General features: G+C 67.6%; 12 protein-coding genes, 1 tRNA gene and 1 pseudogene. 8 read left to right on the top strand and 6 right to left on the bottom strand.

Annotated features, from left to right (window positions below; genetic code table 11):
• Window positions 1-59 precede the first annotated feature (59 nt).
• Window positions 60-197, bottom strand: a complete 138-nt coding sequence (locus tag TSB10P1A_RS08100) for a hypothetical protein (protein WP_186387411.1) — start codon at window positions 195-197, stop codon at window positions 60-62.
• A 411-nt stretch (window positions 198-608) separates the two neighbouring features.
• On the opposite strand from TSB10P1A_RS08100, the gene TSB10P1A_RS08095 reads away from it, so the two are divergent.
• Window positions 609-1385, top strand: coding sequence for a hypothetical protein (locus TSB10P1A_RS08095; RefSeq protein WP_186387410.1), 777 nt, complete (start codon window positions 609-611; stop codon window positions 1383-1385).
• A 6-nt stretch (window positions 1386-1391) separates the two neighbouring features.
• On the opposite strand, the pseudogene TSB10P1A_RS08090 reads toward TSB10P1A_RS08095, so the two are convergent.
• Window positions 1392-1700, bottom strand: a pseudogene (locus TSB10P1A_RS08090) (zincin-like metallopeptidase domain-containing protein); the annotation flags it as partial.
• Window positions 1701-1950: 250 nt separating this feature from the next.
• On the opposite strand from TSB10P1A_RS08090, the gene TSB10P1A_RS08085 reads away from it, so the two are divergent.
• Entirely contained in the window at window positions 1951-2742 is a 792-nt protein-coding gene (locus TSB10P1A_RS08085; RefSeq protein ID WP_186387409.1) for a phytanoyl-CoA dioxygenase family protein, read from the top strand.
• Window positions 2743-3213: 471 nt separating this feature from the next.
• Here the strand turns inward: TSB10P1A_RS08085 and TSB10P1A_RS08080 are convergent.
• The 4 genes from TSB10P1A_RS08080 to TSB10P1A_RS08065 form a co-directional block, all read right to left on the bottom strand.
• A tRNA-Arg gene (locus TSB10P1A_RS08080) sits at window positions 3214-3290 on the bottom strand.
• A 204-nt stretch (window positions 3291-3494) separates the two neighbouring features.
• The gene (locus TSB10P1A_RS08075; protein ID WP_208987043.1) at window positions 3495-5105 is read right to left on the bottom strand and encodes a HAMP domain-containing sensor histidine kinase; all 1611 of its coding nucleotides are present in this window, start codon (window positions 5103-5105) and stop codon (window positions 3495-3497) included.
• Window positions 5106-5203: 98 nt separating this feature from the next.
• Window positions 5204-6646, bottom strand: a complete 1443-nt coding sequence (locus TSB10P1A_RS08070; RefSeq protein ID WP_186387408.1) for an NAD(P)/FAD-dependent oxidoreductase — start codon at window positions 6644-6646, stop codon at window positions 5204-5206.
• Between the two features lie 52 nt (window positions 6647-6698).
• On the bottom strand, window positions 6699-7487 hold the full coding sequence (locus TSB10P1A_RS08065; RefSeq protein ID WP_186387407.1) for a TVP38/TMEM64 family protein: 789 nt from the start codon (window positions 7485-7487) through the stop codon (window positions 6699-6701).
• A 449-nt stretch (window positions 7488-7936) separates the two neighbouring features.
• Here TSB10P1A_RS08065 and rpmH point away from each other — a divergent pair, with 449 nt between their 5' ends.
• The 6 genes from rpmH to TSB10P1A_RS08035 all read left to right on the top strand — a co-directional run bounded on the left by rpmH (window position 7937) and on the right by TSB10P1A_RS08035 (window position 14525).
• Window positions 7937-8071 (top strand): 50S ribosomal protein L34, encoded by a 135-nt coding sequence (rpmH, locus tag TSB10P1A_RS08060; RefSeq protein ID WP_067220180.1) that lies wholly within the window; start codon window positions 7937-7939, stop codon window positions 8069-8071.
• A gap of 35 nt (window positions 8072-8106) precedes the next feature.
• The gene (gene rnpA / locus TSB10P1A_RS08055) at window positions 8107-8529 is read left to right on the top strand and encodes a ribonuclease P protein component (RefSeq protein ID WP_208984761.1); all 423 of its coding nucleotides are present in this window, start codon (window positions 8107-8109) and stop codon (window positions 8527-8529) included.
• Between the two features lie 9 nt (window positions 8530-8538).
• On the top strand, window positions 8539-10401 hold the full coding sequence (yidC, locus tag TSB10P1A_RS08050; RefSeq protein WP_186387406.1) for a membrane protein insertase YidC: 1863 nt from the start codon (window positions 8539-8541) through the stop codon (window positions 10399-10401).
• A 313-nt stretch (window positions 10402-10714) separates the two neighbouring features.
• Window positions 10715-11353, top strand: coding sequence for a CatB-related O-acetyltransferase (locus TSB10P1A_RS08045; RefSeq protein WP_186387405.1), 639 nt, complete (start codon window positions 10715-10717; stop codon window positions 11351-11353).
• 83 nt (window positions 11354-11436) lie between these two features.
• On the top strand, window positions 11437-12105 hold the full coding sequence (yihA, locus tag TSB10P1A_RS08040) for a ribosome biogenesis GTP-binding protein YihA/YsxC (protein ID WP_186387404.1): 669 nt from the start codon (window positions 11437-11439) through the stop codon (window positions 12103-12105).
• Between the two features lie 155 nt (window positions 12106-12260).
• On the top strand, window positions 12261-14525 hold the full coding sequence (locus TSB10P1A_RS08035) for a bifunctional diguanylate cyclase/phosphodiesterase (protein ID WP_186387403.1): 2265 nt from the start codon (window positions 12261-12263) through the stop codon (window positions 14523-14525).
• Window positions 14526-14528 lie beyond the last annotated feature (3 nt).

Genomic DNA, 14528 nt, shown 5'->3' with positions numbered 1-14528 from the left:
GCCCCCTTCTCCATGCTTGCGCTGGATCGTGCCTGGCCGAACGGCCAGACCCGGTTTCGTCACTTGTTCTGTCCGGCGCGAAGTCCGGCGTTGCACTGCTCCCGCTGGACAGCATTCGGGATCTGCTGCGGGGTGGCCTGCTGCTGGTGCTGGTTCTGCTGCCCGACCTGCTTGCCCTGATCGCAAGTGCTGCTCACGTCATCTTCTCCATGGCTGAATCATCATGGCCTGAACCAGTGCGGCACTGATACAAACCCTTGGATTCATTATATATTTCCATATTTTGTTTCAGAAGGACTTGCCCCGCTGCCAAATGCTTGATTCAATAGGAACCGGATCAACCACAACGCGGTGGTGAGAGCGGCATCCAAAAAGGAACCTTTTTGAACGGTCGCGCCGCCTCCGTCCCACCACGCGTCAGCGCCGGTTCCTCCCCCGCTGCTTCACTCGATTGCCCTGTCTGATTTTTCGTAGCCTGCGCTGCCAGCGCGGTCAGCGTAGTTCAGCCGAAAAAGCCGAAGCACCGGAAAAAATCACCGGATCACCTTGCCGTTTCAATGACTTGGCGGGTAAGCTGCGCAGGCGGTTACATTGCAGCGGGGGTGCTCATGACCGGCGAGAAGAATTGGGATACCCGCCATACATGGCACAAGCTGTTGGACGCCCTGTGTATCGAACAGGGGCATCTGGATAATCTGAACCTGGCCGAGCGGTTGTGTTCGGCCAGCGGCAACCGCTCCCATGCCGCTTTCGACACGGCCTTGAAGAACCTGCACAACTGGCGGCAGGGCGTGCACCTCCCCCAACGGCGCAACTTCCTGCTTCTGACGCGGCTTCTCGACGTCGATCGCGATCAGGCCCTGCGCGAACATTGGAACCGCCTATACGCTCAGGCGCGTAGCGCTTCACCTGTCGTGGCACCGCTCGCATCCGCCCCAGATGAGGTACCTGCCAATGCCTTCCCCCCTGAACGGGCGCGCAGGCCACTCGTCCTCGGAGGAGGCGTGATCGCGGCTGCACTGGTCGGACTGTTTGCGTATTTCCAGTGGCCGGGCGGCGACGAGACGGTTGCTGATCCGGGAACCACCTTTGCCGGTATTCAGGCCGATTATGTTCGCACGGTCACGGCGAAGGTTGGCGATGCGCTCATCATCCATGGCGCGCGCGGCAATGATTGCGGTCCGGCGCCGGAATGGGAGAACGCCCGTCAACACCTGCCCGAACTGACAACAGGAACGCTGGCCGATGGTGGCGTGGGAACACGGTTCAGCCGCCAGTGCGGCGGGAAGGTTCCTGCCCGCGCGATCCTCTTCACGGCGACAACCCCGGGTATCGAGCAGACCTCGCTATACGGCGATTCGATTACCATCACCGTTCAGGAATAAGGCGGCCTATGCGGCCGCCTCCTTCGTTTCGAGCCCGATCAGATAATTCGCGGCTTTGCTCGCCTGGCTGGCGGCGGTGAAGATCGCCTTGCGGTCGTTCTTCAGGACGGTGAGCCAATTGGCGATGTAGGCGGCGTGGTCGGTACGCGGCTCCTGCGAGATACCAAGATCGCTGCACAAGAAGGCCGCGCCAAGCTCGGCCACCAGTTCTTCCATCGCGTAATGCTCGGTGGCAAAGCGTGCGGACATATCGCGGTCGAGTCTGGTCTTCGCGCCCGACCAATGCACCAGCTCATGGCAGAGCTTCGAATAGAGCGAAACATTCTGCGTAGTTCCCTGTCTTCCATGACGGGGATATGCTAACCATCAAGCATCCTGCGACGCGGCATGTGCTTCGTCATGCGTCCTTGAAACCATCCGCTACGAAGCATACGTAACACCCATGATGTTCATTTCCACATTCTTCCCGCTGATCTGAACGACTGAAAGTCGTGTCGGCGCACCTGCGCCGTTCAGATTAGGACGGCCCTGCTGACGCGGAGGCCGAACGGAGAATGTGTTTGTAATGCCTAGATCCAATCGTGTCGGCCTGACTTCCGGTCAGGTCCAGAGCTTCATCGACGATGGGTTCGTCAAAATCGAAAACGCCTTCAGCCCCGACCTTGCAAAGCAAGGGAGGGACGAGTTGTGGGCGGATATAGGTCTGTCACCGGACGAACCTCGAAACTGGACTCAACCCGTTGTTCGAGTGGGGTTCAAGTCGTCGCCCCCCTTCATCGAAGCTGCCAACACGCCGCAACTGCACAAAGCCTACGATCAACTCGTTGGGGAAGGCCGATGGCTTGCCCCCAAAGGTGTTGGAACTTTCCCCATCCGCTTTCCGTCACCAGAATCTCCCGGTGACGATGGCTGGCATGTGGACGTGAGCTTTGGCACCGACAATCCGGACTTCATGGAATGGCGGGCCAACGTGAAGAGCAGCGGACGCGCCTTGCTGATGCTGTTTCTGTTTTCGGATGTTGGCCCCAATGATGCGCCAACGAAAATCCGAAAAGGGTCACATGCGTCGATTGCGCGTGAGTTGCTGCCCTTCGGCGACGCAGGCGCAACGCTCCGGCAACTTTCCGCGAACGGCTACGCCTCTACGGAAGGTTGCGATGTTGCGTTGGCAACAGGTGCGGCGGGTACCGTCTACCTGTGCCATCCATTCATCGTCCATGCGGCGCAGCCCCACCGAGGGGAGCAGCCGCGTTTCATGGCGCAGCCGCCGCTGCTGCCGAAGGGCGAGTTTGATCCGGCGCTACCACCATCGCCGGTCCAGATCGCCATCCGTCAGGCATGTAGGCTGACGTTCTAGGCCAAGAGGCATCCGGGGCCGCAACACGGCCCCAGATGCTGCCGGTTATTCGCTATCGGGTCTGCAACAGGCGCAGGGGTGCCGCCAGCGGCTCAACCGGCTCTATGACGCCATCGAAAACGGGGGGCCGATCTGGACGATTCGGGCCTCAAGGAGCGTATCACCGGGCTCAAGGCGATACGGGAACAGGCCAAGGCCGACGCCGAGCGCATACAGGTTGCGCTCGATAATGTCGGCAACCAGGCGATCAGCCCCGACATGCTAACGGCTTTTGCCCGCTCCGCCCGCGAAAGGATGCGGCTGGAAGATGGTGGCTATCGCCGTGATCATCTGCGCGCCTTGGCGCAGCGCGTCGAGGTTGCCGACAACGAGGTTCGCATCATGGGATCGAAGTCGGAACTGCTGCGAACGCTCGTCGCCGCTTCAAGCGGGCAATCGGCGGCGTTCGGCGTTCATAGTTCTGTACTGAAATGGCGCACCGGGGAAGATTCGAACTCCCGACCCCCAGATTCGTAGTCTGGTGCTCTATCCAGCTGAGCTACCGGTGCTTTGGCCATCATGCCGTCATGCTCAAGGCGCGGGGCCAACGGGCACGAGGCGAGGCGGTCCGTCCGGGGCATCGCCCCCGGACAGGGCGCTACCTCTACTCTGGTCCTTCATGGATTGCAAGCGAGGGCGCGCGATTTTCTCGCACTTTTTCACCAAGGCCCGCAACCTGTTGATAAGCTGCCGAAACCGGAACTCGAACCGGCTCAGCCGCGCCGCTCGGCCGGGGCGGCAAGGGTCCGCGGATCGGCCCCGCCCGCCTCCTCTTGCGCCCCCTGTTGCGCCCCCTCGCCTGTCCCGTCTCCAGCCCTCTCGCCCGCGCCTTCTCCTGTCCCCTCTTCCATTCCAGCGCCGGCCGCCGGGGCGGCACGCGGCAGGCGGATCTCGAACACCGCGCCGGGCCCCATCCGCTCCAGCAGGCGGATCTCGCCGCCATGGGCGCCGACCAGTTCGGCGGCGATCGCCAGCCCAAGGCCGGAGCCGCCGCGCCCGGCCGCCGACTGGAACGGGCGGAACAGCTTGTCGCGCAGGGCCGGCGGCACGCCCGGCCCGGTGTCGCGCACCCGCACCATCAGGTCCGACGCCCGCTGCTCCGCCTCGACGACGATCCGGCACACCAGCGTGTCCGAACCGCCCTGCCGCAGCGCCTGCACCGCGTTGCGGCACAGGTTCATCAGCACGCGAAACACCTGCTCGGGATCGGCCTCGATCTCGGTTCCCTCCGCCACCCGGTTCTCGAAGGCGATCGGCCCGTCCGCCGTGAGGCCGAGCACCTCGCCGACATCGCGCACCACCAGGTCGAGCCGCACCAGGCGGCGGCGCAGCGGCGCCTCGCGGGCGCTGCCATAGGCCAGCACCGAGCTGGTGTAGTCGACGGCGCGGTCGAGCGTGGCGATGATCTTCGGCGCCAACCGCTGCACCGTCGGGTCGGCGACCTGCTCCAGACGCTCGGAAAAGAGCTGCGCCGAGGCCAGCAGGTTGCGCAGGTCGTGGTTGATCTTCGACACGGCAAGGCCGAGGGTCGCCAGTTGCCGGCGCTGCTCCAGCGTCGCGCGCAGGGTCGTCTGCATCTGCGCGAAGCAGCGCTCGGCATCGCCCAACTCGTCCTGCCGGCCCGAAGGAACGATGATCCGGCCGGGATCTTCGGGCGCGGCCTGAAACTCCAGCATCGAGCTGGTCAGCCGGCGGATCGGGCGCACCAGGAGCCAGCGCAGCGACAGATAGACCAGCGTCGCGGTGATCGCCGAAATCACCAGCGACAGCGCCAGGATGCGCACCGAGAAGGCCAGCATCGCGTTGCGCAGCCGCGCCTCCGGCATGACGATGTCGACCCGCCCGCCGATGCCCATCTGGGTCGGCCCGATGACGCGCATCCGCCCCTCGCCCGAGGACAGCAGGATGGCGAAGCTCTCCATCACCGAGGTCATCGCATCGGCCTTGCCCATGTCGACCGTGCGGCCGATCTCGCCGGGCGTCTCGACCATGGCGATCAGCCGGCGGCGCTCGCCCTCGTCGAGCGCGACGGCCAGCGCCCCGGTGGCGCGCAGCAGCTCCGCCTGCACCGCCGGCGACACCGTGTCGGTCTCCACCAGCACGCTGGCGGCGACGCCGGCGATGGTCAGCTTGTCGGTGAGCCAGGTATTGCGGAAATTGGCGATCGACGGCACGAAGATCAGCACTTCGCTGATCATCACGAAGATCACGGTGAGGATCAGCAGCTTGCCGGACAGGCCGCTGCGGCGGCGCCCCGGCCGCGCGGCGGCAGCCTCTGTCGCAGCGTCCCTGCGGGACGTCTCGTCATGATGCGGTGCGCTCAATGGCCACCCTGTCGCTGCTGTGCCGCGCGGCCTGCCCGCCGAACGGTCCGGAACGCTCTGCCCCGTTTGCCGGCGCAGAGCCCGTTCCGCCTCCCGCCTCAGCCGAAACGGGCGAGGACGCGGACGGCGCGGCGAATCCACGGGTTGCGCGCGCTGTCAGCATAATAGGAAATCGCCGCGCGGCGAACCGCTTCCGCAAGGGAGGGATAAGGAGAGACGAAACCGGCAAGATCGCGCGCGGTGAGCTTGCGGGCGACGATGAGCGACAGCAGGTTGGTCATCTCGCCCGCGCCCGCCCCGACGACGCTGGCCCCGAGGATGCGCCCGCCGCGCCCGGCGACGAGCCGCACCAGCCCGTCGGCGCGCCGCTCCGCCCGCGCCCGGTCGTTGCCGGCAAAGGCCGCCTCCAGCACCCGCACCCGGTTGGCGCCGAAGCGGCTGCGCGCCTCGTCGGCGCTGAGGCCGACATGGCCGATCTCCGGGTCGGTGAAGGTGACGCGCGGGAGGATGTCGCGATCCTCCTTCGCCGGCAGGCGGAACAGCAGCGCCCGGATGACGATGCCGGCATGATAGCCGGCGACATGGGTGAATTGCGGTCCGCCGGCGACATCGCCGATGGCATAGACCCGCCGGTTGGAGCTGCGCAGATCCGCCCCCACGGTGATGCCGCGCCGGTCGAAGGCGATGCCCGCCTCCTCCAGCCCCAGCCCCTCGACATTGGCCTTGCGGCCGGCCGCCAGCAGCAGATGCGTGCCCTCGATCTCGCGCGCCGCCTCGCCGTCTCCCCCGCCTTCTGCGATGGTCAGGCGGATCGCGCCGGCCGTGCCGGAAACCGCGGTGACGGTGGCGCCTTCCACGATCTCCACCCCCTCGCCGCGCAGCCGCTCCAGCACGATGGCGGCGAGTTCGGGGTCCTCGCGTGGCATCGCGCGCGCCGCCTCGATGACGGTGACCCGCGCGCCGAGCCGGCGATGCGCCTGCGCCAGTTCCAGGCCGATCGGCCCGCCGCCGATCACCAGCAGATGCTCCGGGCAGGTCCGCAGGGTGAAGATCGTCTCGTTGGTGTGGTAGGGCACGCTGGCAAGGCCCGGGATCGGCGGCACCAGGGGCGAGGAGCCGGTGGCGACGACGAAGCGGCGGGCGCGGACCTGCGCGTCGCCGGCCAGCACCGTGCGGGGGTCCTGGAAGCGCGCCGGCGCGCGGATCACCGTGACGCCCAGCCCCTCGAACCGCTCCTGCGAATCATGCGGGGCGATGCCGGCGATCACCTCGCGGATATGGTCGTTGACGGCGGCGAAGTCGACATCGACGCGCGGCACGCTGACGCCGAACCCCGCGCCGTGCCCGGCGTGGTAGGCCGCCTTGCCGGCGGCGATCAGCGCCTTGGACGGCACGCAGCCGTAGTTCAGGCAGTCGCCGCCCATCTCGCCCTGTTCGATCAGCACCGTGTCGACGCCGAAGGCGGCCGCTGCCGCCGCGACGGAGAGGCCGCCGGACCCGGCGCCGATGACGCAGATGTCGGGAGTGAGGATGCGGGACATGCGAAACCTCTTGTGAAACGCGGGCGCCGGCGGGACGTCGGCGGGAGGATTATCAGGCGGCGGGCGGCCTGCGGCCACGCCATTTCTTCAGGACGACGGGAATGAGCGCGACAAGACCCAGCGCGGCGAAGGCCAGCATCAGCTTCGGCGTCGCCAGCGCGGAAAGCTCGATGCGGCAGGTGCCGGCAGCCGCGCAGCCGGGCGAGGCCGCCTCCTGCGCCGCGATCATGCTGTCGAGCCCGGCGCCGATAAAGGCATAGGCATAGGTGCCCGGCAGGATGCCGACGAAGGTCGCGAGCAGATAGGGCCGCAGCCGCATGCCGAAGACCGCCGGCGCGACATTGACCAGCCAGAACGGAAACACCGGGGCAAGGCGCAGGAACAGCAGATAGTGGAAGGCGTCCTCGCGAAAGCCCTCCGCCAGCCGCGACAGGAACGGCCCGGCCCGCGCCGCCAGCGCCTCGCCCAGCGACATGCGGGCGGCCAGGAAGATCAGCCCGGCGCCGAGCGTCGCGGCGAAGGCGACAAGGGTGCCGGCGAGCGCCCAGCCGAACAGGAAGCCGCCGAGCACGGTCAGCAGCGCGGCGCCGGGAAAGGACAGCGCCACCGCCGCCACATAGACGGCGGCGAAGCCGGCAACCGCCAGCCACAGGTTCTGCTCGACAAGGCCGGCAAGCTCCGCGCGGCGGCGGATCAGCTCGGACAGGTTCAGGTGCTGGTGCAGGCCGAAGGCATAGCCGAGCGCCATCGCCGCCAGGATCGCCGCCAGCGGCAGGAAGCGGCGCAGGCCCGGACGGCGCGCCGCCTGCCCTGCCCTCGCCGTACTGTCGTCGCCCTGCATGGGGCCTCTCCCTTCGGCGGCGCGGGTCCCCGCCCCGACCCTGGGGCGGGCCTGCCGGGTTGACCGCATTTGACCACACTGGTCGTTCCGACCCTAGCGCCAAGCGGCGGGCACGAAAGCGGGAATCGTCCCTCTCACCGGGAAGTGAAACGCCGGCCGGCCCGCGTGAGCCCGGCGTGAGCGCGCCTTCCGGCCGGTCTCGCCCCCCGCCGCACCGCCCGGCGAAAGCGCGGCGAAAGTGGTGGATCGCACCCCGCCGCGACACCGCGCTTGTCGTTGACTTCGCGCGCCCCGGCCCGTATAAGCCCGGCAATCGGGTCGGCTGACTTATGCGGGCGCCCACGACATCCTTGCCTGACCGGTCTTGACGACCCGGGCCGGCGGGGATTGACCACCAGAAAATTCGACAACCAGGGCCGCGCGCCCCTCAGCGCGCGGAAAAGAAGACAATGAAGCGCACCTATCAGCCGAGCCGCCTCGTCCGCAAGCGCCGCCACGGCTTCCGCAGCCGGATGGCCACGAAGAACGGCCGCCAGGTTCTCGCCCGCCGCCGCGCCAAGGGCCGCAAGCGGCTGAGCGCTTAACGCGGGCCGGACGGGCGGGCGAAGGAGTCGTTTCGGTGATCCAGCCCCCGCCGAGCTCAACAGTGCCGACGCTGAAGAAGCGCGCCGAGTTCCTGGCCGTCGCAAAGGGCGGCCGGACCTCTCGGCGTGCTTTTGTCATGCAGGCCGCCGCCAGCGAGGCCGGCCCGCGCATCGGCTACACGGTCACCAAGAAGACCGGCAACGCGGTGGAGCGCAATCGCATCCGCCGGCGTTTCCGTGCCGCCTTGCGTGCCGCCGCAGGTCAGGCCCGCCAGCAGGTCGACTATGTTCTGGTCGGCCGGCGCGGAGCCTTGTGCGCCCCGTTCGACGAGCTGGTCCGGGAGATCGGGCAGTGCCTTGCCCGCACGCCGCTGTCGGGCGGCGACGTATCGCGGCCGCGCCACCGCAAGGGCGGCGGCGACCGTAACAGACAACGTCCAGCGAATAACGAAGGGTGAACGCCGACAATGGCCGACAACCGTAACACGATCCTGGCTATCGTCCTGTCGCTGATCGTCCTGCTCGGCTGGCAGTATTTCATTGCCCAGCCGCAGCTCGAGCGCCAGCGGGAGCTGGCGCAGCAGCAGCAGGCCACCCAGAGCGAACAGGTATCGGCCGACGGAACCCCGGCCCCGCAGGCGCCCGGCATCGTCCCGACGCCGGGACAGGACGGTGCCGGCGTTGGAGCCGGCGTTGGTGCCAGCGTTCCGGGCAGCACCGCCCCCGCGACCGCGGCGATGACCCGCGAACAGGCGGTGGCCGCCACCTCGCGCGTCGTCATCGACACGCCGCGCGTCGCCGGCTCGATCAATCTCGTCGGCGCGCGCATCGACGACATCCGCCTGAAGGACTACCGCGAGACGGTGAAGCCGAACAGCCCGACGATCGTGCTGTTCTCGCCCAAGGGCGCACCCGCACCCTATTACGCCGATTTCGGCGTCACCGCCGATCCGGGCGCCTCGATCCGCCTGCCCGACGCCACCACGGTGTGGCAGGCGCCGGAGGGGGCAAGGCTGACGCCGCAGACCCCGGTCACCCTCACCTTCGACAATGGCGAGGGGCTCGTCTTCGAGCGCGTCGTCTCGATCGACCCGGACTACATGTTCACGGTCGAGCAGCGGGTGCGCAACGAGAGCGGCGCGGCCGTGCAGGTCTATCCCTACGGCATGATCGTGCGCAACGGCACGCCGCATACGGAAGGCTTCTACATCCTGCATGAGGGTCTGATCGGCGTGTTCGGCGATGCCGGCCTGTCCGAGATCGACTATGACGACCTGCAGGACAGCGGCCGCATCCGTCCGGCCGCGGTCAACCAGGGCTGGCTCGGCATCACCGACAAGTATTGGGCGGCGGCGCTCGTCCCCACCGGCGAGGGCACCTTCCAGCCGCAGTTCTCCTACACGCGGGCGACGGACAACTTCCAGGCCGACTTCCTCGGCGAGGCGCTGCGCGTCGAGCCGGGCGCGACGGCGAGCGCGACAACCCGGCTGTTCGCCGGCGCCAAGGAGACGGCCAAGCTCGATGCCTATGAGGAGACCCTCGGCATCAAGCAGTTCGAGCTGCTGATCGACTGGGGCTGGTTCTACTTCCTCACCAAGCCGCTGTTCTACGTCATCGACTACCTGTTCAACCTGGTCGGCAATTTCGGCGTGGCGATCCTCCTGGTGACCGTCATCATCAAGCTGATCTTCTTCCCGCTTGCCAACAAGTCCTACGTCTCCATGAGCAAGATGAAGCTCGTGCAGCCGCAGATGGTCGAGATCCGCGACCGCTACAAGGACGACAAGCAGAAGCAGCAGCAGGCCTTGATGGAGCTGTACAAGAAGGAGAAGATCAACCCGCTCGCCGGCTGTCTGCCGGTGCTGGTGCAGATCCCGGTCTTCTTCGCGCTCTACAAGGTGCTGTTCGTCACCATCGAGATGCGGCACGCGCCGTTCTTCGGCTGGATCCAGGACCTGTCGGCGCCCGATCCGACCTCGCTGTTCAACCTGTTCGGCCTGATCCCCTGGGACCCGCCGCAACTGCTGATGCTCGGCATCTGGCCGCTGATCATGGGCATCACCATGTTCGTCCAGATGAAGATGAACCCGGCCCCGCCGGACCCGACCCAGCAGATGATCTTCACCTGGATGCCGGTGCTGTTCACCTTCATGCTGGCCTCGTTCCCGGCCGGTCTGGTGATCTACTGGGCCTGGAACAACTCCCTGTCGATCGCCCAGCAATGGGTCATCATGAGCCGGCAGGGCGTCAAGGTGGAGCTCTGGGACAATCTGCGCGGCACCTTCGCCCGCAAGAAGGACGAGCCGGCCGACAAGCCGAAGGCGAAATAAGCGCCCGACGTCGGCGGACCTTGCGAAACTCACAGTGTGGCCCCGGAGCAACCCTCCGGGGCCATTTTCGTTGTCCCCGCCCGGCCGGGGGTTGCAAGGGCGGCGGGGGCTCCCCATTAAAGCGGCATCAGTTCGCAAAGAGAACCATTCGGGGAGAGGGCCGATGAACAGGATCGCCTGAAGATGGCGCGAGCGGTGGCTGCAAGGCGGCTGCCCCGCGCCCGGACAGTGACGGGACGCGGCACGGGCCCCCAGGCGGGCCGGCCGCGCGTTCCGGTTCAAGCGCTTCCTGAGTTCATCCCGGAGACATCCCATGCAGGGTCCCGACCCGCGCACGCGCCATCCCCTTCGCGGGGAACCGCATACCGTGTTCCTCAACACGGTGATCACCCGCCCGACCATCCAGGTCGGCGACTACACCTATTACCACGACGAGGACCACGCGGCGGAGTTCGAGACCCGCAACGTGCTCTATCATTTCGACTTCATCGGCGACCGGTTGGTGATCGGCCGCTTCTGCGCGCTGGCCACCGGCGTCCGCTTCATCATGAACGGCGCCAGCCATCCGATGCACGGCTTCTCCACCTATCCTTTCGCGATCTTCGGCGAAGGCTGGGACGAGGGCTTCGACATGGCCGAGCTCGGCCGCAGCCATCGCGGCGACACGCTGGTCGGCAACGACGTGTGGCTCGGCCGCGAGGCGGTGATCCTGCCCGGCGTGACGATCTGCGACGGAGCGGTGATCGGCGCCGGCGCCGTCGTTTCCGCCGACGTGCCGCCCTATGCGGTCGTCGTCGGCAATCCGGGGCGCATCGTCCGCCTGCGCTTTGCCGAGGAGGTGATCGAGCGGCTGCTCGCGCTCGCCTGGTGGGACTGGCCGGCGGAGAAGATCGCCCGGAATCTCGCCGCGATCCGCGGCGCGGACCTCGACAAGCTGGAGCAGGCCGTCTAGAGCATCCGGACCGGGCGGCGCTGCCGTCGTCCGGTCCGCGCACCGAGCGCTGCCACCAGACGCAAGCCGAGACGAACGCCGCCATGAGCCAGCCGGACGACCGCGCCGACGCAGACAGTCCCCACACGCCGGAGGACATCGAGGCCGGCCGCCTGCTGTTCCGCCGTCCCTGGGCCTTCGTCACCAGCGTCGCGCAGCTCGAGCAACTGCCGCCGGAAGGCGACATCGAGATCGCCTTCGCCGGCCGCTCCAACGTCGGCAAGTCCAGCCTGATCAACGCCATCACCGGCGTCAACGGGCTGGCGCGCACCTCCAACACCCCCGGCCGCACCCAGATGCTCAACTTCTTCACCGCGCCCGAAAGCGCGGTGACGCTGGTCGACATGCCCGGCTACGGCTATGCCGAGGCGCCGAAGTCGCTGGTCGACGCCTGGACCAGCCTGGTCTTCACCTATCTGCAGGGGCGGGCAAGGCTGCGCCGCGTCTTCGTGCTGATCGACAGCCGCCACGGGCTGAAGGCAAACGACCTGGAGGTGATGACCCTGCTCGACCGGGCGGCGGTCAGCTACCAGGTGGTGCTGACCAAGATCGACAAGATCAAGCCCGGCCAGGCCCGGCGGGTCGAGGAGGAGACGGCGGAGAAGATCCGCAAGCGTCCGGCCGCGCATCCGCGGATCATCGTCACCTCCTCGGAAAAATCGGCCGGCCTTGCCGACATTCGCGCGGAAATCCATAAGCTTTCCACCATCTGAGGCCGGATGCCGCAGCCCGCACTTGCCGACCCGTCAAAAATGGGGATGCTTGACCGCCGATGCGGGGGCATCTTTCGGCGGGACGGCGCGCCCTCGGCTTTTAACGCTGCGTAAAGTCACATAGGCTATGCCTGCGGAATCGAGGGGACAACCGCATGCACGTCGAACGCGGGAATGCCACGGGCGAAGCGTCCGGCACAGAAGCAGGACGGCAGCAGGTCGATCACCTGCACAGGGAGATCGCCAGCCTGCATCTGGTGGGTCATTCGCTTGATCCCGCGCTGGACGAGATCGTCCGCCTCGCCGCCCGCATCGCCGACTGCGGCAAGTCCTTCGTCACCTTCATCCACGACGCCGACCTGTTCGTGCTCGCCCGTGTCGGCAGCGACACGGTCCGCCTGCCGGCCTCCCAGACCGTCTGCGGCGTCGCCTATCGCGCCGGCGCACCGCTGATCGTTCCGGATCTGACCGCCGATCCGCGTTTCCGCCACTTTCCCTATGTGGAGATCGAGGGCGGCAGCCGGTTCTATGCCGGCTTTCCGATCCACCTCGACACCGGCCTTCCCATCGGCACGCTCTGCGTCATCGACGACAAGGTCCGCCCGCACGGGCTCAGCGAGGACGAGTTCGCCAGCCTGCGCGACCTCACCGCGCTTACCGTGCGCATTCTCGAGGGGCGCCGGCGCGATGCCCGCTTCTCCAGCTATCTCGACATCACCTCCGACTGGATCTGGGAGCAGGACGCGGAGCTGCGCTTCACCTATCTGTCCTGCAGCGCCGAGGACAACGGGGTCGATCCCGCCGACTTCGTCGGCAAGACCCGCTGGGAGGCCCCCAGCGGCGCGGGCGAGAGCCACGAGTTCTGGCAGCGGCACCGCGCGCTGCTGGAGGCGCGCCAGCCGTTTCGCGACGTGCGGTTCCGCTGGCTCAGCAACGGCAGGGAACGCTTCACCCTGGTCAGCGGCTATCCGGTGTTCGCCCCGGGCGGGACCTTCCTCGGCTATCGCGGCACGGCGCGCGACATCACCGAGATGGAGCGGGTCAACCGCGAGCTTGCCCATCTTGCCCGCCACGATCCGCTGACCGGGCTCGCCAACCGGGCGACGTTCGAGACGCGGGTCGCCGACGCTTTCCGCCGCTGGCAGGAGACCGGCGAGGAGGCGACGCTGTTCCTGCTCGACCTCGACCATTTCAAGCTGGTCAACGACACGTTCGGCCATTCCAGCGGCGACCGGCTGCTGGTCGAGACGGCGCAGCGGATGCGCGCGCATGCGGGGCCGCAGGCGACCGTCGCCCGGCTCGGCGGCGACGAGTTCGCCATTCTCGAGCCCTCGCTCGCCCGCGACGGGGCGATCGCCGAATATGCCGCCGGCCTTGCCCAGACGATCGCCGTGCCGGGGCCGGACGACAGCGGCGAGAGCGCCGCCTGCGGCTGCAGCATGGGCATCGCCGTGCTGCCCGATCACGGCGGTTCCTACAGCCAGTTGATGGGCAATGCCGACCTTGCCCTCTATGCCGCCAAGACGCGGGGGCGCGGCCGCTTCATGGTGTTCGACGCGGCGATGCGGCGCGAGGCGGACCGGCGCAACACGCTGGCGCGCGAACTGGCCGACGCGGTCGACCGGCAGCAGTTCCAGCTCCTCTACCAGCCGGTGGTGCGCATCGGCGACGAAGCGGTGATCGGCGCCGAGGCCTTGATGCGCTGGAACCATCCGGTGCGCGGCATTCTGCCGCCCGCTGCCTTCATCGCCGTCCTCGACGGCAGCCGGCATGCGGCCGATATCGGCTACTGGGTGCTGGAGGAGGCCTGCCGCACCGCCCTGCCCTGGGTGCAGGCCGCAAGCCACGGCTTCCGTCTGTCGGTCAACCTGTTCTCCGGCCAGTTGCGCGACCCGCGCCTCGTCCACCGGGTCCGCTCGATCCTGGAGCGCACCGGCTTCGACGGGCGCAATCTCGACCTGGAGATCACCGAAAACATCCTGCTGACGCCGGGCAGCGACCTGGAGGCGGTGCTGCAGAACCTCAAGCTGCTCGGCATCTCGATCGCGCTCGACGACTTCGGCACCGGCTACGGCTCGCTCAACCACCTGCTGCAGTTCCCGATCGACCGGATCAAGATCGACCGCCAGTTCGTGCGCGGCCTCGGCGAGAAGGTCGACTACGATACGGTGACCCGCGCGGTGGTGAACCTTGCCGCCGATCTGGGGCTGAAGGTGACGGCCGAGGGCATCGAGACCGAGGAGCAGAAGGCGTTTCTCGCGCATCTCGGCTGCACCGACCTGCAGGGCTTCCATTTTTCCCGGCCGATCGCCGCCGAGCGGATCGGTGCGCTGCTCGGCGCGGCCGGATGGTCGGAGCTGCCCCAGCCGCGCGCGGCGGAGGCGGAGACCGCCGCCCAGCGCAACGCGGGCTTCGCCTGAGCG

The organism is Stappia sp. TSB10P1A (assembly GCF_900185725.1).
Lineage (GTDB): Bacteria > Pseudomonadota > Alphaproteobacteria > Rhizobiales > Stappiaceae > Stappia.
This window is presented reverse-complemented; position numbering and strand designations above follow the sequence as displayed.

What these genes read in the sequence shown, in the direction of transcription:
- TSB10P1A_RS08095 (WP_186387410.1), top strand. Translation starts at nt 609, where the DNA reads ATGACCGGCGAGAAGAATTGGGATACCCGCCATACATGGCACAAGCTG.
- TSB10P1A_RS08085 (WP_186387409.1), top strand. Translation starts at nt 1,951, where the DNA reads ATGCCTAGATCCAATCGTGTCGGCCTGACTTCCGGTCAGGTCCAGAGC.
- TSB10P1A_RS08070 (WP_186387408.1), bottom strand. Translation starts at nt 6,646, where the DNA reads ATGTCCCGCATCCTCACTCCCGACATCTGCGTCATCGGCGCCGGGTCC.
- TSB10P1A_RS08065 (WP_186387407.1), bottom strand. Translation starts at nt 7,487, where the DNA reads ATGCAGGGCGACGACAGTACGGCGAGGGCAGGGCAGGCGGCGCGCCGT.
- rpmH (WP_067220180.1), top strand. Translation starts at nt 7,937, where the DNA reads ATGAAGCGCACCTATCAGCCGAGCCGCCTCGTCCGCAAGCGCCGCCAC.
- yidC (WP_186387406.1), top strand. Translation starts at nt 8,539, where the DNA reads ATGGCCGACAACCGTAACACGATCCTGGCTATCGTCCTGTCGCTGATC.
- TSB10P1A_RS08045 (WP_186387405.1), top strand. Translation starts at nt 10,715, where the DNA reads ATGCAGGGTCCCGACCCGCGCACGCGCCATCCCCTTCGCGGGGAACCG.
- yihA (WP_186387404.1), top strand. Translation starts at nt 11,437, where the DNA reads ATGAGCCAGCCGGACGACCGCGCCGACGCAGACAGTCCCCACACGCCG.
- TSB10P1A_RS08035 (WP_186387403.1), top strand. Translation starts at nt 12,261, where the DNA reads ATGCACGTCGAACGCGGGAATGCCACGGGCGAAGCGTCCGGCACAGAA.